The organism is Streptomyces albiflavescens (genome assembly GCF_014645835.1).
Classification (GTDB): domain Bacteria; phylum Actinomycetota; class Actinomycetes; order Streptomycetales; family Streptomycetaceae; genus Streptomyces; species Streptomyces albiflavescens.
This window is the reverse complement of sequence record NZ_BMMM01000015.1, coordinates 112,103-132,808: the sequence shown is the minus strand read 5'-3', so window position 1 is coordinate 132,808 and position 20,706 is coordinate 112,103. Positions and strand designations below refer to the sequence as shown.

Annotated in this window: 24 protein-coding genes; 6 read left to right on the top strand and 18 right to left on the bottom strand. The window is 69.5% G+C overall.

The features are described from left to right. Positions 1-85: 85 nt before the first annotated feature. A complete protein-coding gene (gene phoH2 / locus IEY95_RS34240) occupies positions 86-1,411 on the bottom strand; it encodes an RNA 5'-3' helicase PhoH2 (protein WP_189190073.1) in 1,326 nt (441 codons plus the stop codon). A gap of 298 nt (positions 1,412-1,709) precedes the next feature. Beyond that, the gene (locus IEY95_RS34235; RefSeq protein ID WP_189190072.1) at positions 1,710-2,483 is read right to left on the bottom strand and encodes an isoprenyl transferase; all 774 of its coding nucleotides are present in this window, start codon (positions 2,481-2,483) and stop codon (positions 1,710-1,712) included. Between the two features lie 175 nt (positions 2,484-2,658). Between IEY95_RS34235 and mgrA the strand changes: the two genes are divergently transcribed. Next, positions 2,659-3,696, top strand: coding sequence for an L-glyceraldehyde 3-phosphate reductase (gene mgrA, locus IEY95_RS34230; protein ID WP_189190071.1), 1,038 nt, complete (start codon positions 2,659-2,661; stop codon positions 3,694-3,696). 431 nt (positions 3,697-4,127) lie between these two features. Further along, positions 4,128-4,463, top strand: coding sequence for a DUF192 domain-containing protein (locus tag IEY95_RS34225; RefSeq protein ID WP_189190070.1), 336 nt, complete (start codon positions 4,128-4,130; stop codon positions 4,461-4,463). Positions 4,464-4,677: 214 nt separating this feature from the next. Here IEY95_RS34225 and IEY95_RS34220 read toward each other — a convergent pair whose 3' ends face one another. Continuing rightward, positions 4,678-5,040 (bottom strand): winged helix-turn-helix transcriptional regulator, encoded by a 363-nt coding sequence (locus tag IEY95_RS34220; RefSeq protein ID WP_189190069.1) that lies wholly within the window; start codon positions 5,038-5,040, stop codon positions 4,678-4,680. A gap of 95 nt (positions 5,041-5,135) precedes the next feature. On the opposite strand from IEY95_RS34220, the gene IEY95_RS34215 reads away from it, so the two are divergent. Continuing rightward, the gene (locus tag IEY95_RS34215; protein ID WP_189190068.1) at positions 5,136-6,284 is read left to right on the top strand and encodes a winged helix DNA-binding domain-containing protein; all 1,149 of its coding nucleotides are present in this window, start codon (positions 5,136-5,138) and stop codon (positions 6,282-6,284) included. Between the two features lie 3 nt (positions 6,285-6,287). Here the strand turns inward: IEY95_RS34215 and IEY95_RS34210 are convergent, their stop codons facing one another. Beyond that, complete coding sequence (locus IEY95_RS34210; protein ID WP_189190067.1) at positions 6,288-7,061, bottom strand: class I SAM-dependent methyltransferase; 774 nt, start codon at positions 7,059-7,061, stop codon at positions 6,288-6,290. An 86-nt stretch (positions 7,062-7,147) separates the two neighbouring features. Between IEY95_RS34210 and IEY95_RS34205 the strand changes: the two genes are divergently transcribed. After that, positions 7,148-7,660 (top strand): DinB family protein, encoded by a 513-nt coding sequence (locus IEY95_RS34205; RefSeq protein WP_189190066.1) that lies wholly within the window; start codon positions 7,148-7,150, stop codon positions 7,658-7,660. Positions 7,661-7,808: 148 nt separating this feature from the next. On the opposite strand, the gene IEY95_RS34200 is transcribed toward IEY95_RS34205, so the two are convergent. The 3 genes from IEY95_RS34200 to IEY95_RS34190 form a co-directional block, all read right to left on the bottom strand. Beyond that, positions 7,809-8,681, bottom strand: coding sequence for an LLM class flavin-dependent oxidoreductase (locus tag IEY95_RS34200; protein WP_189190065.1), 873 nt, complete (start codon positions 8,679-8,681; stop codon positions 7,809-7,811). A gap of 40 nt (positions 8,682-8,721) precedes the next feature. Continuing rightward, entirely contained in the window at positions 8,722-9,297 is a 576-nt protein-coding gene (locus IEY95_RS34195; RefSeq protein WP_189190064.1) for a dihydrofolate reductase family protein, read from the bottom strand. A 288-nt stretch (positions 9,298-9,585) separates the two neighbouring features. Next, positions 9,586-10,089, bottom strand: coding sequence for an ATP-binding protein (locus IEY95_RS34190; RefSeq protein ID WP_189190063.1), 504 nt, complete (start codon positions 10,087-10,089; stop codon positions 9,586-9,588). A 320-nt stretch (positions 10,090-10,409) separates the two neighbouring features. Between IEY95_RS34190 and IEY95_RS34185 the strand changes: the two genes are divergently transcribed. Then, positions 10,410-11,261, top strand: coding sequence for a helix-turn-helix domain-containing protein (locus IEY95_RS34185; RefSeq protein WP_189190062.1), 852 nt, complete (start codon positions 10,410-10,412; stop codon positions 11,259-11,261). Between the two features lie 8 nt (positions 11,262-11,269). After that, positions 11,270-11,461, top strand: a complete 192-nt coding sequence (locus IEY95_RS34180) for a hypothetical protein (RefSeq protein WP_189190061.1) — start codon at positions 11,270-11,272, stop codon at positions 11,459-11,461. Between the two features lie 154 nt (positions 11,462-11,615). On the opposite strand, the gene IEY95_RS34175 is transcribed toward IEY95_RS34180, so the two are convergent. From IEY95_RS34175 to IEY95_RS34125, 11 genes are all read right to left on the bottom strand, one after another. Next, complete coding sequence (locus tag IEY95_RS34175) at positions 11,616-12,419, bottom strand: hypothetical protein (RefSeq protein WP_189190060.1); 804 nt, start codon at positions 12,417-12,419, stop codon at positions 11,616-11,618. Between the two features lie 259 nt (positions 12,420-12,678). Further along, positions 12,679-13,395 (bottom strand): OmpA family protein, encoded by a 717-nt coding sequence (locus tag IEY95_RS34170; protein ID WP_229703558.1) that lies wholly within the window; start codon positions 13,393-13,395, stop codon positions 12,679-12,681. Positions 13,396-13,398: 3 nt separating this feature from the next. Then, on the bottom strand, positions 13,399-13,992 hold the full coding sequence (locus IEY95_RS34165) for a hypothetical protein (protein ID WP_189190059.1): 594 nt from the start codon (positions 13,990-13,992) through the stop codon (positions 13,399-13,401). A 15-nt stretch (positions 13,993-14,007) separates the two neighbouring features. Then, positions 14,008-14,574, bottom strand: coding sequence for a pilus assembly protein TadG-related protein (locus IEY95_RS34160; RefSeq protein WP_189190191.1), 567 nt, complete (start codon positions 14,572-14,574; stop codon positions 14,008-14,010). A 41-nt stretch (positions 14,575-14,615) separates the two neighbouring features. Further along, positions 14,616-14,819 (bottom strand): hypothetical protein, encoded by a 204-nt coding sequence (locus IEY95_RS34155; protein ID WP_189190058.1) that lies wholly within the window; start codon positions 14,817-14,819, stop codon positions 14,616-14,618. Positions 14,820-14,921: 102 nt separating this feature from the next. Then, the gene (locus IEY95_RS34150) at positions 14,922-15,668 is read right to left on the bottom strand and encodes a response regulator (protein ID WP_189190057.1); all 747 of its coding nucleotides are present in this window, start codon (positions 15,666-15,668) and stop codon (positions 14,922-14,924) included. Beyond that, entirely contained in the window at positions 15,661-17,121 is a 1,461-nt protein-coding gene (locus IEY95_RS34145) for a sensor histidine kinase (RefSeq protein WP_229703556.1), read from the bottom strand. The genes IEY95_RS34150 and IEY95_RS34145 overlap by 8 nt, the downstream gene beginning before the upstream one ends. Then, entirely contained in the window at positions 17,118-18,008 is an 891-nt protein-coding gene (locus tag IEY95_RS34140; RefSeq protein WP_268240536.1) for a DUF5936 domain-containing protein, read from the bottom strand. Before IEY95_RS34140 ends, IEY95_RS34145 begins: the two co-directional genes overlap by 4 nt. Before the next feature lie 13 nt (positions 18,009-18,021). Continuing rightward, positions 18,022-18,963 (bottom strand): type II secretion system F family protein, encoded by a 942-nt coding sequence (locus tag IEY95_RS34135; RefSeq protein WP_189190056.1) that lies wholly within the window; start codon positions 18,961-18,963, stop codon positions 18,022-18,024. Between the two features lie 40 nt (positions 18,964-19,003). Next, positions 19,004-20,344: a TadA family conjugal transfer-associated ATPase gene (locus IEY95_RS34130; RefSeq protein WP_189190055.1), complete on the bottom strand. Its 1,341-nt coding sequence runs from the start codon at positions 20,342-20,344 to the stop codon at positions 19,004-19,006. A gap of 20 nt (positions 20,345-20,364) precedes the next feature. Next, on the bottom strand, positions 20,365-20,676 hold the full coding sequence (locus IEY95_RS34125; protein ID WP_189190054.1) for a TadE/TadG family type IV pilus assembly protein: 312 nt from the start codon (positions 20,674-20,676) through the stop codon (positions 20,365-20,367). Positions 20,677-20,706: the final 30 nt, after the last annotated feature.

Here is a 20,706-nt window from a genome sequence, read left to right as displayed (position 1 = left end):
GCCGCCCGGCTAGGCTCTTCGCCTTTGCCGGACGGCGCCAACTACCGTGTATCCACCACCCTTTGACCAGGTGGGGTGAGTCGGGTCAGATCTGACCGTCCTCCAGCATTTCGGTCACAAGGGCAGCAATCTGGGACCTCTCGGACCGATTGAGGGTCACATGCGCGAAGAGCGGATGGCCCTTCAACTTCTCGACGACGGCGACCACTCCGTCGTACCGGCCGACGCGCAGATTGTCCCTTTGCGCCACGTCATGGGTGAGAACAACCCGCGAATTGGCACCGATTCGGGACAGAACGGTCAGCAGCACATTCCGTTCCAGCGACTGGGCCTCGTCCACGATCACAAAGGCGTCGTGGAGGGAGCGGCCGCGGATGTGGGTGAGCGGCAGCACCTCCAGCATGCCGCGCGCGGTGACCTCCTCGATGACCTCGCGGCTGGTGACCGCGGAGAGGGTGTCGAAGACCGCCTGCGCCCAGGGGCTCATCTTCTCGGACTCGGAGCCGGGCAGATAGCCGAGCTCCTGCCCACCCACCGCGTACAGCGGGCGGAAGACCATCACCTTCTGGTGCTGGCGCCGCTCCAGGACGGCCTCCAGGCCGGCGCAGAGCGCGAGCGCGGACTTGCCGGTGCCGGCCCGGCCGCCCATCGACACGATCCCGATGTCGGGGTCAAGCAGCAGATCAAGGGCGATGCGCTGTTCAGCACTCCTCCCCTTGATGCCGAACGCCTCCCGATCGCCCCGTACGAGACGGACGTTGCCCTCGGACGTGACGCGCCCCAGTGCCTTGCCGCGCTCCGACTGGATGGTCAGGCCCGTGTGCACCGGCAGTTCGGCCACCTCGGGGACATAGGCGTGGCCCACGTCGAAGAGGACGTCCACCTGCTCGCCCGAGAGGGTCAGCTCGGACATTCCGGTCCAGCCGGAGGAGCCCGTGATGGCGAGTTCCGCGCGGTACTCCTCGGCGAGGAGCCCGACGGACGAGGCCTTGATCCGGAGCGGCAGGTCCTTCGACACGACCGTGACGTCGTACCCCTCGGCCTGCAGATTGCGGGCGACCGCGAGGATCCGGGAGTCGTTGTCCCCCAGGCGGTAGCCGCTGGGCAGCACGCTGGGGTCCGAGTGATTGAGCTCGACGCGTACGGTCCCGCCGAGGTCCCCGATCGGGATGGGAGAGTCGAGGCGGCCGTGCCGCACCCGGAACTCGTCGAGCAGGCGCAGCGCCTGCCGGGCGAAGTAGCCGAGTTCGGGATGGTGCCTCTTGGCCTCCAGTTCCGTGACCACGACGATCGGAAGCACGACCTCGTGCTCGTCGAAGCGGCTCAGGGCATTCGGGTCGGCCAGCAGGACGCTGGTGTCGAGAACATAGGTGCGCCGGTCAGGCTTGTGGCGCTTTGTGCTGGTCACCACGGAAGGACGTACCCCCTCGGATGAGGTCGGGGAGCGACGGAGAGGAGCTGGACCGGTCCTGGCCGCATTGCGCGGGCCGGAAACCGGCCCTCCGTCTCGTCCGTACTGACCGCACGGTCGGGCTGGTGCAAAGGGCCTCCCGGGCGGACGGCCCCGTGCCGTCCGCTGAGATCCGACACCCGTGGTTCGGGCATCGACCTGGAAGGCTTATGCCCTCGAACACGCCACGCCATGCCACGGCATATGACGGCGCGTTCGTTAACTCCTGGTGACGTGCGGTCCCGGGATGCCGGTGGGATCAGCCACCGTAACGACGATGTCGCGCCGCGTAATCGCGCAGGGCACGCAGGAAGTCGACCTTTCGGAAGGCCGGCCAGAAGACTTCGCAGAAGTAGTACTCGGAGTGGGCGGTCTGCCAGAGCATGAATCCGGACAGCCGCTGCTCGCCGCTGGTACGGATCACCAGGTCGGGATCGGGCTGGTCGCCGGTGTAGAGGTGCTTGCCGATGAGGTCGATGTCGACCGTGTCGGCGAGGTCCCCGATCGAGGTGCCCTTCTCATGGGCGTCGAGGAGCATCGAGCGGACGGCGTCGGCGATCTCCTGCCGGCCGCCGTAGCCGATGGCGACGTTGACGACTATCCCCTCGACGTGCGCGGTGGACTCCTCGGCCTCCTTCAGTACCGTCTGCATCCCCGAGGGCAGCAGGTCGGGCGTGCCCACGTGGTGCACCCGCCAGCGGCCGTCGGCGGCGAGGGTGCGGACGACGCCCTCGATGATGCCGAGCAGCGGGCCGAGCTCCTCCTGCGGGCGGTCGAAGTTGTCCGTGGACAACAGCCACAGGGTGACGACCTCGACATCGGTCTCCGAGCACCAGCCGAGGAATTCCTCGATCTTGTCGGCGCCGGCCCGGTGCCCCTGGGCCGTGGTCGAGCCCGCGGCCTTCGCCCAGCGCCGGTTGCCGTCCATGATGACCCCGATGTGCTTGGGCACCTGGTCGTGGTCGAGGTGGCCCTCCACCCTGCGTGCATAGAACCTGACCAGCAGACGGCGCAGGTTGTCGCGCAAGGTCACGTGTTGTCAGCCCCTCCGTGCGGGTCGGACAGGCGCGAGCGAGCACAGCCCCTGTCCGTATGGCGGTCCCCCGGGGCGAAGCCTACCCCTGGAGCGTGTCCTCCCGGGGAGGCCCCCGGGCCCCCGGCCGAGCCCTTGCTGTGAGGTGTCAGTGGCTTGTCGTAGTTTCCTCTGCATGAACGACACGTCTGCATACCGCGCCGCAACGGACCGGTACGACTCGATGGAATACCGGCGTACGGGCCGCAGCGGGCTCAAGCTGCCCGCCGTCTCGCTCGGCCTGTGGCACAACTTCGGCGACGACCGCTCGCTGGACTCCCAGCGCGCGATCCTGCGCCGCGCCTTCGACCTGGGCGTCACCCACTTCGACCTGGCGAACAACTACGGACCGCCGCCCGGCTCGGCCGAGCTCAACTTCGGCAAGCTGCTGAAGCAGGACTTCGCGCCCTACCGCGACGAACTGGTCATCTCGACCAAGGCGGGCTACCTCATGCACCCCGGCCCGTACGGCGAGTGGGGTTCGCGCAAGTACCTGCTGTCATCCCTGGACGCGTCGCTGAAGCGGATGGGCGTCGACCACGTCGACATCTTCTACTCGCACCGCTTCGATCCGGACACTCCGCTGGAGGAGACGATGGGCGCGCTCGCGTCCGCGGTCCAGCAGGGCAAGGCGCTGTACGTCGGCGTGTCGTCGTACAGCAGCGAGCAGACCGCCGAGGCGGCCCGGATCCTCACCGAGATGGGTGTCCGTCCGCTCATCCACCAGCCCTCGTACTCGATGATCAACCGCTGGACGGAGGACGACGAGCTGCTCGACACGCTGGAGGCGGCCGGCATGGGCTGCATCTCGTTCGTGCCGCTCGCGCAGGGCCTGCTGACGGGCAAGTACCTCAAGGGCATCCCGGAGGGCTCGCGCGCGACGCAGGGCAAGTCGCTGGACCCGAACCTGCTGAGCGACGAGGTGGTACGCCGGCTGAACGGGCTGAACGACATCGCGGCCCGCCGCGGTCAGTCTCTCGCCCAGCTCGCGCTCACCTGGGTGCTGCGCGACGAGCGGATGACCTCCGCCCTCATCGGCGCGTCCAGCGTGGCGCAGCTCGAGGAGAACGTGGCGGCGCTGGCGGCGCCGAAGCTCACGGACGAGGAGCTGAAGGAGATCGACACGTTCGCGGTGTCGACGCCGGGCACGAACATCTGGGCCGGTCGGAGCTGACGCCGCGAGGCGAGTCGGCCGCCGGTGGGCGCTGAGTCACCGGGGTGCGGGTCGGCGGGGCCGGGGGCGCACGGGGGCGCCCGTCGGGCCACCGAGTGCGGGCAGAAAAAACGGGCCGGTCCGTGGGGGGGAGACGGACCGGCCCGAGGGGGGGTTTCCACCATAACCCTTCGTAAGGGATGGCGCGTGCATCGGCGTGCCACAACTACTCTCCGAAATCGGCCGACAACACCCCGATGGGCCCGGAAGCCCCGATTCAGGGCCTGATCATGGCCGAATCACAGCTGATTCGAAGGGAACCGCGGAGGATGCGGGGAGATCCGACGGGTTTGCACCCGGTTGTGATTTCCGCGCCGACTTGCCCGGACGTACTCCAGGCGGGTGACGCCCGCGGCGCCCGCCCGCTTGACGCCGCCGCTAACTTCGCAGCCATGGCCACGTTCACCACCCCCGAGACGCCGGAGCCGGTGCCGCTCGAGCGCGCCGAGTCGGCGCGCTCTCGGCGGCGCGGACTGCTGGGACGCGACGGGATCGAGGGCGCGCTACTGCTGAGTCCGGCGAACTCGGTGCACACCGTGGGGATGCGGTTCGCGATCGATGTCGCCTATCTGGACCGGAAGTCGCGGGTCCTGGCAGTGCGGACGATGCGTCCGGGCCGGGTGGGGCTGCCGCGGCCGCGGGCCCGGCGCGTCCTGGAGGCGGAGGCCGGGGCGATGGAGCGGTGGGGCGTACGGCGCGGGGTGCGGGTCACGGTCCACGAGGTGTGACATCACGTCAGGGCGTGGGGGCAGCACCGCGCAGCCCCCTCCACTGCGCGGTGCCACACGCGCAGCTTTGCTCACGCGAATTACCTTGGTCTGAACTTACGCGAGGCGAACAACCGAGGCGAGCCACCCTCGATAACGATGTGGAAAACCTGTGGAGATGTGCCCCGTGATACCCGGCGATACCCGGCACACGTCCGCGATACGGACGGCTGTCTCACGCGCGGTGGGCCTCATTGGGGTGTTTTCGGTCAATCAGCTCGCGCATGTGTCGATCACCCCATTCGCCCAGCGGCAGCAGGGCGGTGTTGAGCGTCTCCCCGAGGTCGGTCAGTGAGTACTCCACCCTGGGTGGCACCTCCCCGTACACCTCCCGGTGCACGATTCCGTCCGCCTCCAGTTCGCGCAGCTGCTGGCTCAGCACCTTCTCGCTGACCCCCGAGACATGTCTGCGCAGCTCCCCGAAGCGCAGCGTCCCGCCCACGTGCAACGCCCACAGGATCATCGGCTTCCACTTGCCGCCGACAACATCCACGGCGGCATCGAGACCGCAGGTGTAGGGGCCCTTGCCCTTCGACATGGTCAACTCCTCGTCAGATTCGGCAGGATGGCGCACCATGAGGATGTCCGGCACAGCGGACAGGATCTGACCTCTTTACGGTCTAGCGTCGCCCCATGACCTTGAGGATCACATGGGACGAGGCGAGCGCGCGGCGCATGGAACGGCAGTTCCTGGCCGTTCCCGCGAAGGCCGGCACGCCGGTCGCCGACGTGGTCGGCGCGATGCTGGGCGCGCACGCCCAGGTGTTGTCGGCTGCAGAGGTGTCGGTGGGGGTCCGGGCCGACGGGGTGACCCGGGCGGACGTGCGCGCGGCGCTGTGGGAGGACCGCTCGCTGGTGAAGACACACGGCCCGCGCGGCACGCTGCACCTGCTCCCGTCCGCCGAACTTCCCCTCTGGACCTCCGCGTTGGCGGCCGTCCCCAGCCCGAGCCCGTTCCGGCCGGACGCACGGCTCACCGACGCTCAGGCGGACGAGGTCGTCGCGGCGATCGGCGACGCCCTGGATGGCGCGCCCCTCACCATCGACGAGCTGAGCGACGAGGTCGTGGCACGCACCGGACCGTGGGCCGGGGACCTGGTGATGCCCGCGTTCCAGGGGATGTGGCCGCGCTGGCGGCAGGTGATGCACCGGGCCGGCCAGCGGGGCACGTTGTGCCTCGGCCCGAACCGGGGTCGCAAGGTGACCTACACGCGCCCTCCGCGTTTCGAGCCGCTCGACGCCGACGAGGCGCTCTCCCTGCTCGTACGGCGCCATCTGCGCGCCTACGGACCCGCGACGGCGCAGCAGTTCGCCAAGTGGGCCGCGGCTCCCGGCGGTTGGGCTCTTGAACTCTTCGCCTCGCTGGCGGACGCGGGGGACATCGAGGAGGTCGACTTCGAGGGCGTCCCGGCGTGGGTGGTGGCGGGCGACACGGAGTTCCCCGGGGAGCCGGTGCGCGGGGTGCGGCTGCTGCCGTACTTCGACGCGTACGCCATTGGCTGCCGGCCGCGTGAGGTGCTGTTCCCCGGTGCGGCGTACGAGCGCGCGCTCGCCGGCGGGCAGGCAGGGAACTACCCGGTGCTGCTGGTCGACGGCGTGGTCGCCGGGGTCTGGCACCAGCGGCGCCAGGGACGCCGTACGACGGTCACCGTGGAGCCGCTGGGCCGGCTGACGGCCTCGCGGGAGCGGGAGTTGGCTCGGCAGGTGGAGCGGGTGGGCGAAGTTCTGGAGGCGAAGCCGGAGTTGGTGGTGGGGAAGGTGACGGCGGGAGGGCATGCGTGACCTTCATGCCTCCGGCTTGCGCGCCTCGATCAGGAAGCGGGTGCTGTGGGCGACGAACGGGCCTTTCGCCTCGATCTGCTCGTGCAGCGCGCGGAGCGTGGGCCGGTACGGGTCGACGGTGAAGCCGGGCACCATCCAGATCACCTTGCGCAGGAAGTGGACGACGGCTCCGATGTCGTAGAACTCGACGCGCAGCCGCTCCGCCCGTAGGTCCACGACATCGAGCCCGGCGGCCTCGGCGGCGGCGCGGGCACGGTCGGGGTGGCGGGCGTTCTTGCTGTCGTCCGGCTGCGGGCCGAGGAAGTACTCGACGAGCTCGAAGACGCTCGCGGGGCCGATCTGCTGGGAGAAGTACGTGCCTCCCGGGCGCAGTACACGGGCGATCTCGTCCCAGTACGTCCGTACCGGGTGCCGGCTGGTGACCAGGTCGAAGGCCGCGTCCGCGAACGGGAGCGGCGCGTCCTCCGGGGAGGCGACGACCACGGCGCCACGCGGGTGGAGCAGGGCGGTGGCCTTGGCGACGTTCGGTGGCCAGCCCTCGGTGGCGGCGGTGAGCGGGGGCAGCTTCGGGGCGGAGTCGAGGACTTCGCCGCCACCGGTCTGGATGTCGAGCGCGGCGGATGCGCGGGCCAGCCGCTCCCCCATCGCCCGCGCGTACCCCCACGAGGGCCGCTGCTCGGTGGCCCGGCCCTCGAACCAGGAGAAGTCCCAGCCGTCGACGGACGCGGCCTCGGCTTCGGCGACGAGGTCTTCGAAGGTGCGGGAGGTGGCGGTCATGACGGCGATCGTCTCAACGGGCACGCACGGACGCGAGGGAATTTCCTTCGCCGGGCGCTGTCGGTGCCCGCTGTTAGGTTCCGGGCATGACGACGAGTCCAGGGGCCGTCCGGGTGCCGTACACCGGGGGCGAGAAGGAAAGTCTGCACGCGAGTCTCAACCGGCATCGGGACGCGGTGCTGTGGAAACTGGAGGGCCTTGACGACGAGCAGGTACGACGCGTGATGACGCCGTCGGGCACCAACCTGCTGGGCCTGGTGAAGCATCTCGCCTCCGTCGAGTACGGCTGGTTCTGCTCGACCTTCGGGCGCGAGGTCGAGCCCCTGTGGTTCGACCCGGCAAGCGCGGAGGACATGAGCGCGGGGCAGGGCGAGACGACGGCTCAGATCGTCGGGTTCTACGGCCGTGCCCGCGCCGCCGCCGACCGCACCATCTCCGAGCTGTCCCTCGACGACCTGGGCACGTCGTGGAGCGGCACGACGGTCTCGCTGCGCTGGGTCCTGATCCGCATGGTCGAGGAGACGGCCCGGCACGCGGGGCACATGGACATCGTGCGGGAGCTGATCGACGGGGGTGCGGGGGATCACCGGCCGGGGTGATCGGGGCGCCCCGGGAGCCTCGGGCGCGCGTCATGCGTCGAGTACGAGCAGGGCGTGCTCGTTTCGCCATGGCGGACGATCACGTACGTCCTCATCCATGCTCACCGAGTGTGGCACCGGCCACTGACACTGACCGCCGCGCTCGTGCTCAGGGGATCAGCGGGCGCACTTCCTGAGCCACGAAGCGTACGAACCCCTCGGGATCCGGTTCGTCGGCGGTGGGCTGGAGGACGACGGTGTCGGCCCCCGCGTCCACGAGGCGCTGGACGGCCTTGGCGACGGCGCCCGCGTCACCGGCGACTCCGTGCTCCGGGACCGGATCCTCCCCGTTGGCCTCGATCTCGGCGCGCAGCCGGGCGGCGGCGTCGGGTCCGGTGGCGGTGCGGAGATAGACGACGATGCGGTGCTCGTCGGTCCGACCGGCCGACTGCCTGCCCTCGTCGATGAGTCGGCGTGCCCGCCGTACACCTTCGGGCGCGGTGGAAGCGGTGAGGATGGTGCCGTCGGCGGCTTCGCCGGAGAGCCGGAGCGTACGGGGCCCGGTGGCGCCGGCGAGGACCTCGGGCACCGAGGTGGGCGGCCAGTCGAGGGCGACACCGTCGAGCTTCACATACCGCCCGTCGGTGGTGACCCGTTCTCCCCGCAGCAGCGCGCGCAACGCATCGAGGTGCTCACGCAGCAGCGTCACGGGCGACTCGGCCCGCGCCCCGACCTGGCCCATCCAGTCCTGCACGCCGTGGCCCACGCCCACGATGGCCCGCCCCGGGAACAGCCGGTGCAGCGTGGCGGTCTCCATCGCGGTGACGGCGACGTTCCGCAGCGGGACGGGCAGCAGCCCCACCCCGACGCGCACGCGTTCGGTCCAGGCGAGGGCGGCCGCGGCCGCGGAGATCCCCCCTTCGAGGAAGCAGTCCTCCCACAGCCACAGCTCCTCGAGGCCGGCGTCGTCCGCGAGGCGGGCGATGGCGCGAAGCCGTTCGGGAGGAAGTTGGGGTCGGAACACAGCGCCGAGTCCAGTCATGCGGCCTTCCTACCCACCAGGTGTCGCGCGGACAACTGCTTTACGATTCGGCGGCGTTGGCACGCTCGTACCGCAGCTGTACGACACCGGTGCCGAAGACCCGCGCCTCGATCAGCCGGAGCCGGGTCAGCGTGTCCGCCTCCGGGAACAGCGGCTTGCCGCGGCCGAGGATCACCGGATGGACGTACACCCGGAACTCGTCCACGAGATCGTGGCGCATGAACGCGGCGGCGAGATCGGCCCCGCCGAGCCCCAGATCCCCGCCCGGCTGCTCCTTGAGCGCCCGGATCTCCTCGGGCACGACCTCCCGCACGATGGTGGTGTGCCCCTCGCCGCGCTCCAGCGTGCGCGAGAAAACCACCTTGGGCATGTTCCGCCAGATGCCCGCGAACTCGACCACCTCTGGCGTACTCTCCGGATCCTTGTCCGCCGTCGGCCAGTACCCGGCCATCAGCTCGTACGTCACCCGCCCGCTCAGCAGAGCACCCAGCTTCCGGATCTCGCGATTGAAGTGCCGCAGCAACTCGGCGTCGACCACGTGCCAGTCGATCTCACGGTTCGGCCCCTCGATGTACCCGTCGAGGGACACCGACATCATCAGCACGATCTTCCTCATCACGGACCTCACCGACGTCGTGTACAAGACATCCCGGGGGCATCGTGACACCAGCACCCCCGTCCGACCAGGACGCGAGGAACCGTGTCGCCTCGCCTGCGACGCCGACCCCGGGCTCACACCCACCGGAATACCGCCGGGCAGGGCGCTCAGTTCCTGCCCTCTGCACCGATCGGCGACTTCGGTCCATTCACCGGCCACCAGGCACAGCCTTTCCTTTCCCCCAGCCGCCCGGATGCGCCGGCCTGGCGACAGCCGGCACGTCTCCCGCCTCCCCCCCCGTCGACGTCATCCACGTGTGTGGTCCGCCTGGGCAAAGGCCCGGGCACCCACGCGAGGCACCACGGCCCACATCCGTGTGCCACCGCCCGGTTCGCGGGCCTCGCCGAAGCCCCAGTCGCCGTCAGAGGCGCGCACGACGCACGCCAGGAGGCGGAGGGACGCGCGACGGCGGACGTCGCAGGCCGCGGCGAGGCGGGGGTTCGTATGGCGCGGGTGGCTGTCGTAGAGGATCACGCGGAGGGATCCGTCCCGATAGCGAAGGGACATGTACACCTCGGCGGCCGACGCGAACCGGCAGGCGCAGGCGGCCAGTTCGGACACCGTCTGGACCGCCGCGTCCGTGATGTCGGACAGGCCGTGCGCCCACAGGATCGTACGGGTCGCGGCGCGGGCGATTCGCGGTGTGGTGCAGCTCGCCGGGAGCGTGAGGCAGTACGCGAGTGCCTCCGGGGCGGGCGGCGCGGGGCGGGCTTCGCCGGGGACCAGGCAGGTGGCGACGGTTCCGGGCATGGGTAACTCCCTGACGGTTTGGGGGTGTTGGACTGCGGCACGACGTGACGTGACGTGAAGTGGCGTGACGTGAAGTGGCGTGACCGCACGACCGGTGTGCCTGTCTCCCTGGCGCGGCCCACCCTCCCAGGGCAGGAGGCTGCGGGCAGGCTCGCGCGATGCGCTTCCGGCTGTGCGGTGCGTGAGCGTTGCGTCACTCACTGTAGAACACGACGGAGTACGTGTACTACCAGTTCGCTCGAACCGGTCGCATCCCCGGTGGACTCGCCGCTGCGAGCGAAGGCAGACTGACCTCGTCACCAGGTCGGACGGGAGAGTGCATGGCGCCCAGAAGCGCACCGACGGAGCGTCAGCGGCGCCTGGGTGCCGAGTTGCGCAAGATGCGGGTCGCGGCCGGGATGACGACGGAGCACGCCGCTGGATTGCTCGGCGTTCCACGGACGAACGTGCCCAACATGGAGTCCGGCCGATCCGGCATCAGCCCCGAACGCGTACACACCCTCGCGGACAACTACGGCTGCGCGGACCAGGCACTCATCGAGGCCATGGCCTGCATGGCCGCCGAGAGGGACAAGGGGTGGTGGGAGCCGTATCGAGGTCAGCTGCCTGCCACTTTCCTGGACATCGCCGAGATGGAGTGGCACGCCAAGCGTCTGCGCATCGCGCTGTCCGTGCACCTGCCAGGGCTGCTCCAGACCAAGGAGCACGCCCGCGCCGTCTTTGAAGCCGTGATCCCCCGGCTCCCCGACAACAACATCGACGTACGCGTGGCGCACCGAATGGATCGGCAGCAGGTCCTCGACCGGCCGGAACCTCCGGCCCTGGACGTCATCGTGCACGAGGCCGCGCTGCGCATGGAATTCGGCGGAGCAGCCGTGGCACGGGGGCAGTTGGAGCACCTGCTGCGCCTGTCCGACCGGGAAGGCATCACGATACGGGTCATCCCGTTCAAGGCCGGCGGCTTCCCTGGGGCCGGGCAGTCGGTCGTGTACGTCGAGTCGGTCGTGCCACAGCTCGACACTGTGGAACTCGACAGCACGCATGGCCCCGAGTTCATCGACTCTGCGACGCAGCTCGACAAGTACCGAGCCCAGCTCGACGCGGCCGAGGCCGTGGCACTCGCGCCGAACGCCTCGCGCGACTTCGTCCGCGCCCTCGCCGACGACCTCTAGGAGACCACGTGCCGGACATCACCTGGGAAGCCCCCTTCTGCGGCGAAGGCGCGAACTGCTTCCGCATAGGCACCGACGCCAACGGCAACGCCTACATCGCCGTCGCCGGCCAGGAGGACCACCACCTCACCGACACCCGCGAGGCCCTGGCCAGCCTCATCCGGGACATCAAGGCCGGCAAGGCGGATCACCTGCTCTGACCTCGCCTTCTCCCTTCGCCCAAGACAGGCGCGAAGTGGGAGTGGTGCCGCTTCCTGTACCGCTCTCGAGAGGTATCGAACCCGGCCGGCGGGCCTGTCGCAGTCGACCGTGTCGCGGAAGTACGGGCGAGGGACGCCGCTGCGCTGTCCCGCGTCAGCCTGTCATGAAGGCCAGGGCTCCCTTGGCCGGAGGAGCGATCGGGGTCGCAGACGGGGGTGCGGTGACTTCCACCGGTTCCCCGAAGTCGGACAGTTGAAGGCTGACGTGGGCGAAATCGTCGTCCATCCGGAAGTCAAGGTCGACCAGAGCGAGTCGCCCCTGCTTCACGTAGGCGTCGACGGATACCAGGGCGCCCTCGCGGTCCTGCCGGTATCCGTCGATCTCGCCACGGGGCTCCTCCGCCGTGCGCGAGGTCAGAGCGTGGTGTCCGAGCACGCCGCGGTAGTGGGTGGCGGCGCCGCCGAAGACGGGGTCCTTGCTGGATTTCGTGACCTTGGTGGTGGCTGCGATCTGGGCGAGCAGATACTGGGGGTCGTTGAGCGGGGCGCGCAGGAGGTGGTGGGACTCGGCTTTCGAGCGGTCGGTCACGAGCCATTGGTCTTTGCGGGTGCTGAGGTAGGCCTTGTCGCCGACGAATATCTGGTCGAGTTGTTCGATGGGGCCCCCTGCATGGACGAAGAGTTTCCCCCGGCCATGGGCGAGGTCGAAGGGACCGTCAATGACGAGGACGGTTCGCTTCCCGTCGTCCTGGAGGACCAACGATTCGCTGATCGTCACGCTCGTACTGCGGGCGGCCTCAACGACAGCGCGGAACTCCTTGGCAGCGGCAGATTCGGCGACGGGCTTCTCGGCGGCGACGCTTCGGCGCTCGCTGCCGCCGGAGTCCGACGAGCAGCCGGCCGCGGTGAGGGCGGCAGCAAGGGTGACGGCTACGGCAACGGGGGTGGTGCGACGCATGGCTCCTCGAGCGGGGTCGGAGTTGGCGCCGGCGTGGGGGCAGCACTTCAAGTCTCGGCTGGCACGGCGAGGGTGAGCGTACACGCGCACCGCCCGGGCGCGGTTGGACTGGACGACGCCGCGCAACGCCACAACCGCCGACGCTTGGGTACCGCTGCGCAGCCCCCGATGCGCTCAGAACTTCTGGATCCGCGCTCAGAACCCAGGACCTACAGGCCCTCACGGCCCGACTTTGGTCCGGGTTCGCACACAGGAGAGCTCAGAAATCGCGAACCCCGGCGCTTTTCCCGGCGCCCCTGTCGGGCACGGCCGTACCGAAGCTGTTTGCCGCCGTGTGCTTCGCTCCCGACGCTCCGCGCGGGAACGTCACCTCCACACGGCGGTTCTTGCGGCGGCCCTGTTCCGAGGTGTTGTCGGCGATGGGGTAGTCCTCGCTGTAGCCGCGTACCTCGAAGGTGATGTCCGTCGAGCCGAGCGCGGTGGCCAGTTGGTCGTGGACCGCTTCCGCGCGCTTCTTGGAGAGCGTCAGGCCGTGCGCGTACGAACCGAGGTTGTCGGTGAAGCCGAAGACTCGGACCGTCGTCGCGTTCTGGGCCTTGATCTCGTCCGCGATCGCCTGGATGCGGGAACGTGCCTCCGGGTTCAGTTTCGAGCTGTCCTTGGGGAACAGCACCTCCGCCTGCAGCGCGAACGTCACGTCCGAGTTGGTGTCCTCACGGCGCTCCTCGCCGCCGAGGTCCTCCACGACGGACTTGATGTCCAGGACCTTGGCGGGCGCGAGCGTGGCGCCGTCGGCGAGCCTTAGGCCGGGGCTGTTGGCATCCACTTTCGGCGGTGGGGAGGTAGTGACGCTGCCTGGGGGTGCGCTCGGGTCATCGTCGTCGGCGTAGGCCGGGCCGCCGCCGGGGAGGCCGAGCGTGATCAGCACGGCCAGGGCCGTGAACGTTGTCGCGGTGGTGCGGCGCGGGAGGGCCATGGGTCACTCGCCCTCGGAGATTTCGATGGAGGCGGGGGGCATGGAGCCGACTTGGAAGTCGACCTTGGTGCTGCCTTCAGGGGGAGCGGGGAATTGCGCGTACCACTCGGCTGTGCTGCCTGGACTGATCTGACCGCTGAACTTCGTGCACAGGCAGCGACCAGACGTGTCCCTCAGAATGAGGTACTTCTTCTTGCCTTCCGTGTCCACCAGGCTGGCGCCGGCCAGTGAACCGCCGTTCTTGCGCAACTCCCTCTCGTCACTAACCCAGTTGGCGCCGAGCCAGGACTTTGCGCCATCGTTCCTGACGTTGCCCGATACGGTGACAAAGCCTCCGGGATCGCGGACAGCAGAAGTGATCGTGACGGTGATGTCTCCGTCCTTCGCCGTCGCCAGGACCTTGTCCGTCGACGGCGTCTGCGACGACTTCTGATCGCTTCCGTCTTCCTTGCTGGCCGTGGAGGAGGAAGCAGAAGAGTCCGCTTTCGACTTGCCGTCGCCTCCCCCACCGCAGCCCGCCACCGTCAGGACCAAGCCAGTCGTGATCGCTACCGCGGCCAGTACCTTGCGGCCCTTGTGGGTGTGCCGGAGATCCATCGGTACGGCTTCCTTTCACTCAGCCAGATGCACAGAGAACAGCACAGACGCGTCGGGAAGGTCGTCCGGATTGAAATCTCCGGGGTCGATGTTCACGATCTCGTCGCCGCAGTCCAGCTTCACGGGCTTCTTGGGATCCGCGTCGGGGTCGAAGTCACAGCGCGGCTGGATGACAGCGGTGGCATGAGCCCTGGCACGCATACCCTCCGTGCCGGGGATGATCGAGTCGCCGACCGTGTAATTGGTCTGGATTTCGACCCGGAATCCCGGATAGCCGCCCATCACCGTGGGCTGGGCTCCGCCCTGGACAGTGGAGTCGTTCTCGGCGGCCAGCTGCTCAGCCGCGGCGGTAGCCCCCACACCTTCCGGGTCCTGCACGCCGTCGAGCCAGTCCAGCCAGTTGTCGTCCTGGCCTACGACCTGCCCCAAGCGATCCATCAGCTCGTCCCGGGCATCCTGCGCCGCCGCCAACGCCGCAGCATCCGCGGCGGATTGAGCTCCATTCCGCGCGGACGCTGCCTGGGCAAACGCAAAGAAGGCGAACGCAGCAAAGAGCAGAATCCCCGTCAACCAAATGTAGATCGGGAGAGTCTGCCCTTTGTCGCCGCGAAGGCCTGTGCTCGTCAGCCGCCGCCGATGACCTGATTCACTGCGTCGCCGATCGCACCCGAGATCAGCCCGTCCAGCCCCAACTGGTCGATCAGCGTAAAGATCCCCGCAATGATGATCATCAGGCCCGCATACTCCACGAACCCGGCCCCCGCGTCCCGCCCCTTCCCCCGCATCCGGGAGACAACGGTTCGCGCCCACCAGTCGAACCCGCTCATCGTCACTGCCCTCCCACCCGACGCCACTACCGACCCGAGCACCGTACGTGAGACCGCGCCTACTCCGGGTGGGCCCAGGGGCCCAACTTCTCGTGGGTGGAGTCATCGGCTGCTCCACCCCTCGCGGGTCGTGCCCAGCCAGTGGGCGATGGCTTCGCTGCGCGAGGAGCTGTGCAGCTTTGCGAAGATGCGGTTGATGTGGTTCTTGACGGTCTTCTCGCTGATGAAGCAGGCGGCGGCGATTTGGCGGTTGTTCATGCCGGCAGCGATGAGGTCCATCACCTCCACCTCCCTTGAACTCAGGCCGAAGTCGGGCCGGTTGGGGCTCGGACGGCGCGGCCCCGTCGCGTACGCGGGGCGAGCCTTTGACAACTGTGCCATGGATGGTTGCAGATGCGAAGCGAGTTCGTTCGGTTCGTACGAAACTCCGAGTGAATCCGGGACAGTTGCCCGGACGATCGGTCTGCCGTCCCGCACATCCCGTACCGCCGTGATCAGTTCGGCGGCGGTGAACTCACCGTGGACCAGGTAGCCGGACGCGCCTCGGCGCAGGGCCTCGGCGACCACCTCGGGTTCGCGGCTGTAGGTCAGCATCATCACGGGGGCCAGGCAGGCCAGTTCGGGGAGGGCGGTCAGGCCGTCCGTGCCGGGCATGCGGACGTCGAGGAGGACGACGTCCGGGGTCAGCCGGGCGGCGTACGCAAGGGCTTCCTCGCCGTCCACCGCCGCCGCGACCACCTCGATGTCCGGGTGGCCGCCGAGCAGCGCGGTCAGGCCCGCCCGGACGACCGGGTTGTCGTCGGCGACGAGGACACGCAGGGGCGGGCCGGTGAGTGCCTGGTCAGGCATGAGCGGCCTCCTCTTGGGGAGTGGGGGGCGTGTGCGAGGCGGCGGCCGAGGAGAGCGAGAGGGTCAGGTGGACCTCGGTGCCGCCCTGCGGGGGTCGGTTCAGGGCGATGCTGCCGCCCAGCAGGGCGGCTCGTTCCGTCATGCCGAGCAGACCGAAATGGCCGGTTCTCGTCAGGTCGTCGAGGGTGAGGGAGGGGGGAAGGCCTCCTCCGTCGTCCCGTACTCGTAGCGCGAACTCGGTCTCGGAGACTTCGAGTTCCACCGTGACCTGGCGCGCGCCCGCGTGGCGGTGTGCGTTCTCCAGGGCCTCGGACACGATGGCCAGGACGTGGTGGGCCGTGGCGCTGGGCAGGACCGGGCGCCCGCCCCGGTGGCGTACCGCCGTGGCGAGGTGTGTGCGGGAGGAGAAATCCGCCGTACGGGCTTGGAGTTCGGACAGGACGTCGTCCGTGTCCGGGGTCGTGAGGTCCGTGTGGCGTCGCAGATCCGAGAGGAGTGCGCGGGACTCCGTGGCCGCGAGGCGCGCCGCGCCCGCCACGAGCGTCGCCTGACGTTTGAGCGTGTGCGGGTCCGGCTCCGCGCCGTCGGCCGAGGCCGCCAGCGCCTCCGCCGCCAGGGCCAGGCCGTGCAGTGTCTTGGCCACCGAGTCGTGCATCTCGCGGGCCAGGCGGGCCCGTTCGGACTCCACGGCCTCCGCCACGGCCAGTCGGGAGTTCGCCTCGGACAGCGCCTGGCTGGCGGTGCCGAAGCGGAACATCAGGTTGCGGAGGGTTACGCCGATGATGCCGGCGCCGATGCAGAAGCCGGCGACGAGGAGGGTGTTGGCGCCCGCTCCCGGACGGTGTTCCCACGCCCTGAACACCGTCAGCAGGACGATCAGCTGCAGCCCCGTGAAGACTCCCGTGGCGCGCCAGCCGTACAGCAGGCCCGACAGGAGCGGGGTGCAGACCGTCGCGTACGCCAGAGGCGACGCGGGGGACGCGGTGAGGAGCAGTACGGCGCCGAACAACAGGTCCACGGCCATCAGCGTGGGGTGAGCCAGGAGGCGGGGGCCGAAGCGGTCCCAGTCCCTGAGCATCGCGTACGAGCCCATGACGCCGAGGACGGCGGCGGCGAGCACCGCGTAGCGCAGTGGGCCTTCCGCCGCGTTGCTCATCGCGAAGGGGGCGCCTATCGCGATGGCCGCGAGGCGGACGGCGAAGGCCTGGCGGCAGAGGGCCTGTAGGGCGTTGAGCTGGAGGCGGACGCCGCCCGGGGCCGGGGCGTCGTCCTCCAGGTACCCGCGGCTGCCACCCTTGGGCCAACTTGCGCCTGCCCCTGCTTCCGGTTGCCCGGCGTGGAGGTTGCCGTCGGGGAGAGGGCGCTCACCGGCGCTCGCAAGGTGCCGCTGTGCCCACCCGTGCCGCCCCGAGCGGCACGCATGCCCACAGCTACGGATGAGACGGCTCATCATCGGCCCAGGATCGAGCCGAAGTTCGTCCCCGAGCCCAGGAACATGCCCGTCGCGATGAGGATCATCGTGGCCGGGAGCATGAAGACGAGGGTGACCATCGTCGCCTTGGGGATGGTCTTGGCGGCGCGGCGTCGAGCGTTCTGGGCGTCGGTGCGGCGCATGTCCGTGGCGAGTTGGATGAGGGTCTCGGCGATCGGGGAGCCAAGCTCCTCACCCTGTTGCAGGGCCGAGACGAACTGGGCGACCTGTTCGGAGGAGTTGCGTTTGCGGAGCTCGTCGAAGGCCTGGCGGCGGCTGACGCCCATGTCCATCTGGCGCAACGTGATCCTCAACTCGTCCGCCCATGGCCCCTCGTACTTCTCCGCGACCCTGTCGAGGGCCTGGCGGAAGCCGAGGCCCGCCGAGACCACGACCGCCAGCACATCCAGGAAGTCCGGCAGCGTGCGGTCGATGACCTCCTTGCGTTCCCGGACGGCCTGCCAGATGGCGGCGTCGGCGGCGACAAGACCGAAGGCCAATGTCAGGGCGGCGAAGAGGAGCTGGCCGTTGGAGAGGAAGACGAAGCCGAGTACGACGCCGAAGACGCCGTAGACGGCGCGGCGGGCCGCGTAGCGGTTGAGGGTCAGCCCGCCCGGGTTCCCCGCCATGTCGATGCGGCGGCGCTTGGCCTCGACGCGGCGGGGGCCCATCAGGCGCAGGACCGTGGGCGCGAAGCGCATGCCGAGGCGGTCGACGGCCGAGTCCGCCTTGGAGACGCGGGTTCCGCCGACCTCCAGGGCGAGCGCGAGGTCGCTGGGGAGTTTGGCGTCGGCGCGGATCATACGGATGCCCAGGAGGACACCCGCGACGGCCGCGCCCATCAGGACGGCGAGCAGCAGCGGCAGCAACGTAACCCCTCCCTCATACTTCGATCTTGCCGAGGCGGCGGATGACGAAGAAGCCGACGGTGTAGAGGCCGAGGGCCAGCAGGACCAGGCCCTGGCCGAGCGGGGAGCCGGTGACGCGGGCCAGGGCTCCCTCGTTCGAGGAGTTGATCAGGACCAGTGAGCCGATACCGAGGAAGGGGACCGTGAAGGCGGTCGCGTTCACCTCGGACAGCATCGTGCGGACCTCGCGGCGCGTTTCCTTGCGGTCTTCCAGGGTCTGGGTGAGGTTGCGCAGGGAGCTGACGACCGAACCGCCCGCCTTGTTGGCGAGGACGAGCGTCGTGACGAGGACGATCAGCTCGCGGGAGGGAAGGCGTTCGGAGAGTTCACCGAGCGCGTCGTCGATCGTCCGGCCCAGCATCAACTGGTCTGCCACATGCGCGAGTTCCTCACCCGCCGGGGCCTCCAGCTCCTCCGCCGCCATCGCGAGGGCCGTCCGCAGGGCGAGCCCCGCCGCTGTGGCGTTCGCCAGCAGGCGTGCCACGTCGGGGAGCTGGTTGATGAAGGCCTCGATACGTTTCTGGCGTTGCCAGTTGAGGAAGATGGCCGCGCTCCAGACGCCCAGGACGGCGGCGATCGGGCCGAAGAAGGGGGCGAGGGTCGCGGAGGCGATCAGCCACAGAGCCACGACCACCGCCGTGACGTAGGTGAAGAACTCCCCCGCCGTCACGTCGAGTCCCGTCGCCGACAGGCGCAGGTGGATGGTGCGGCCCAGGCGGGTGCGGCGCAGTCGGCGGTCGATGCCGGCGAAGCGGCGTACGCGGCCCGCCGCCGTACGCAGGGGGCCGCCGCTGGAGAGGCGGTCGACGAGGGCCTGGCGCTGGGCACGCCCCGAGGCGTACGTGTGCACGCCCGCGACGGCGAGTGTGCCGCCGAGGACGGTCGCGCCGAGCGCGAGGAGGGCGGGGTCGTTCATGGCTGCCTCCCTTCGGAGGAGGAGTCGTCGGTGGGGGACGTCATCCGATGGCCTGCCTCGTGTTGAGTACGTCGATGGCCTCCGTGACGCCGAAGGCGGGCGGCAGCGGCTCGTTGGCGACGTACAGCTTCTCCGCGATCTGGCGGGGCAGCGGGAGGTGTTCGAAGTGGCCGCGGACGATACGGTCGGGGCCTACGGGGCGGGGGACGAAACGGGTGACGGGCGCGATACGGAACTGTTCGCGGCCGTGCGAGACGAGCAGGGCGATCTCCGTGACCTTGCGGGAGCCGTCGGCGTGCCGGGCCAGCTGGACGACGACGTCGACCGCCGAGTTGATCTGGTCCTTCAGGGCCTCGAAGGGGATCTGGACCTCGGACATCGAGCCGAGGGTCTGCAGGCGCATCAGGGCGTCCTCGGCGGAGTTCGCGTGAACGGTGGCCAGGGAGCCGTCGTGTCCTGTCGACATGGCCTGGAGCATGTCGAGGGTCTCGCCGCCGCGGACCTCACCGACGATGATGCGGTCGGGGCGCATGCGCAGGGAGTTGCGGACCAGGTCGCGGATGGTGATCTGGCCCTTGCCCTCCACGTTCGGGGGGCGGGATTCGAGGCGGATGACGTGCTCCTGCTGGAGCTGGAGCTCGGCCGAGTCCTCGATGGTGATGATGCGTTCGTGGGACGGGATCAGCCCGGAGAGGGCGTTCAGCAGGGTCGTCTTCCCCGATCCCGTGCCGCCGCTGACGATGACGTTGAAGCGGGCCCTGACGAAGGCCGCCAGCAGCATGAGCATCTGCTCGTCGAGCGAGCCGAGGCCGATCAGCTCCGGGAGGGTGTACGCGCGCGGGAAGCGGCGGATCGTGAGCGTCGGGCCGGTCAGGGCGAGCGGCGGGATGATGACGTTGACGCGCTCGCCGGTGGGGAGGCGGGCGTCGACCATCGGGTTCGACTCGTCGACGCGGCGGTTGACCGTCGAGACGATGCGTTCGATGGTCTGCATGAGCTGCTCGCTCGAAGCGAAACGGAGCGGGAGCTGCTCCACTCGGCCCGCCCGCTCCACGAAGATCGAGTCCGGGCCGTTGACCATGATCTCGGTGATCGACGCGTCGGCGAGGAGCGGTTCGAGGACGCCGAGGCCGAGGGCCTCGTCGACGACCCTGCGGATCAGCTGGGAGCGTTCCGCGGAGGAGAGGACCGGGCCCTCGCGGCTGATGATGTGGCCCAGCACGCGTTCCAGGCGTACGCGGCGTTCGGCCGCCGCGAGGCTGGACATCTCGGCGAGGTCGATCTCTTCGAGAAGCTTCGCGCGGTAGACGGCGACGAGATGGCCGTCCTCACGCGCGGGGCCCGACTCGTCGGGGGTGGCTATGCGGGAACGCAGGCTCATGTGTCTTCGGCTCCTCTCGGTCAGTCGTCGGTGGGCATGGTGGCGTGGCGGGTCACGTCATAGCCGCCGAAGAGGGGGATGACGCCGGGGACATGGACATGAACCGTTGCTGTGGTGAGATCGGCCCCTTTGTCGGACGTGACGTCCGGCTTCAGCCAGCCGCTCACGGCGGCCTGGCCCGCCGCCGTGCCGTCGCCGTCCTGCGAGGCGACTCGCGCCGCCGCGCGCGCCCCGGACCCCGCCTGGTTGATGCCGTACCCGATGAGTCCGAGCTGAATGGCCGCCATCCCGATCACCAGCAGGATGGGGAGAAACCCGGCGAACTCCAGCATGGAGACGCCTCGGTCATCGCGCAGTCCACG

Coding starts and splice junctions, on each gene's coding strand:
- mgrA (WP_189190071.1), top strand. CDS start 2,659: ATGAACGACACGTCTGCATACCGCGCCGCAACGGACCGGTACGACTCG.
- IEY95_RS34225 (WP_189190070.1), top strand. CDS start 4,128: ATGGCCACGTTCACCACCCCCGAGACGCCGGAGCCGGTGCCGCTCGAG.
- IEY95_RS34220 (WP_189190069.1), bottom strand. CDS start 5,040: ATGTCGAAGGGCAAGGGCCCCTACACCTGCGGTCTCGATGCCGCCGTG.
- IEY95_RS34215 (WP_189190068.1), top strand. CDS start 5,136: ATGACCTTGAGGATCACATGGGACGAGGCGAGCGCGCGGCGCATGGAA.
- IEY95_RS34210 (WP_189190067.1), bottom strand. CDS start 7,061: ATGACCGCCACCTCCCGCACCTTCGAAGACCTCGTCGCCGAAGCCGAG.
- IEY95_RS34205 (WP_189190066.1), top strand. CDS start 7,148: ATGACGACGAGTCCAGGGGCCGTCCGGGTGCCGTACACCGGGGGCGAG.
- IEY95_RS34200 (WP_189190065.1), bottom strand. CDS start 8,681: ATGACTGGACTCGGCGCTGTGTTCCGACCCCAACTTCCTCCCGAACGG.
- IEY95_RS34195 (WP_189190064.1), bottom strand. CDS start 9,297: ATGAGGAAGATCGTGCTGATGATGTCGGTGTCCCTCGACGGGTACATC.
- IEY95_RS34190 (WP_189190063.1), bottom strand. CDS start 10,089: ATGCCCGGAACCGTCGCCACCTGCCTGGTCCCCGGCGAAGCCCGCCCC.
- IEY95_RS34185 (WP_189190062.1), top strand. CDS start 10,410: ATGGCGCCCAGAAGCGCACCGACGGAGCGTCAGCGGCGCCTGGGTGCC.
- IEY95_RS34175 (WP_189190060.1), bottom strand. CDS start 12,419: ATGCGTCGCACCACCCCCGTTGCCGTAGCCGTCACCCTTGCTGCCGCC.
- IEY95_RS34170 (WP_229703558.1), bottom strand. CDS start 13,395: ATGGCCCTCCCGCGCCGCACCACCGCGACAACGTTCACGGCCCTGGCC.
- IEY95_RS34165 (WP_189190059.1), bottom strand. CDS start 13,992: ATGGATCTCCGGCACACCCACAAGGGCCGCAAGGTACTGGCCGCGGTA.
- IEY95_RS34155 (WP_189190058.1), bottom strand. CDS start 14,819: ATGAGCGGGTTCGACTGGTGGGCGCGAACCGTTGTCTCCCGGATGCGG.
- IEY95_RS34150 (WP_189190057.1), bottom strand. CDS start 15,668: ATGCCTGACCAGGCACTCACCGGCCCGCCCCTGCGTGTCCTCGTCGCC.
- IEY95_RS34145 (WP_229703556.1), bottom strand. CDS start 17,121: ATGATGAGCCGTCTCATCCGTAGCTGTGGGCATGCGTGCCGCTCGGGG.
- IEY95_RS34135 (WP_189190056.1), bottom strand. CDS start 18,963: ATGAACGACCCCGCCCTCCTCGCGCTCGGCGCGACCGTCCTCGGCGGC.
- IEY95_RS34130 (WP_189190055.1), bottom strand. CDS start 20,344: ATGAGCCTGCGTTCCCGCATAGCCACCCCCGACGAGTCGGGCCCCGCG.
- IEY95_RS34125 (WP_189190054.1), bottom strand. CDS start 20,676: ATGCTGGAGTTCGCCGGGTTTCTCCCCATCCTGCTGGTGATCGGGATG.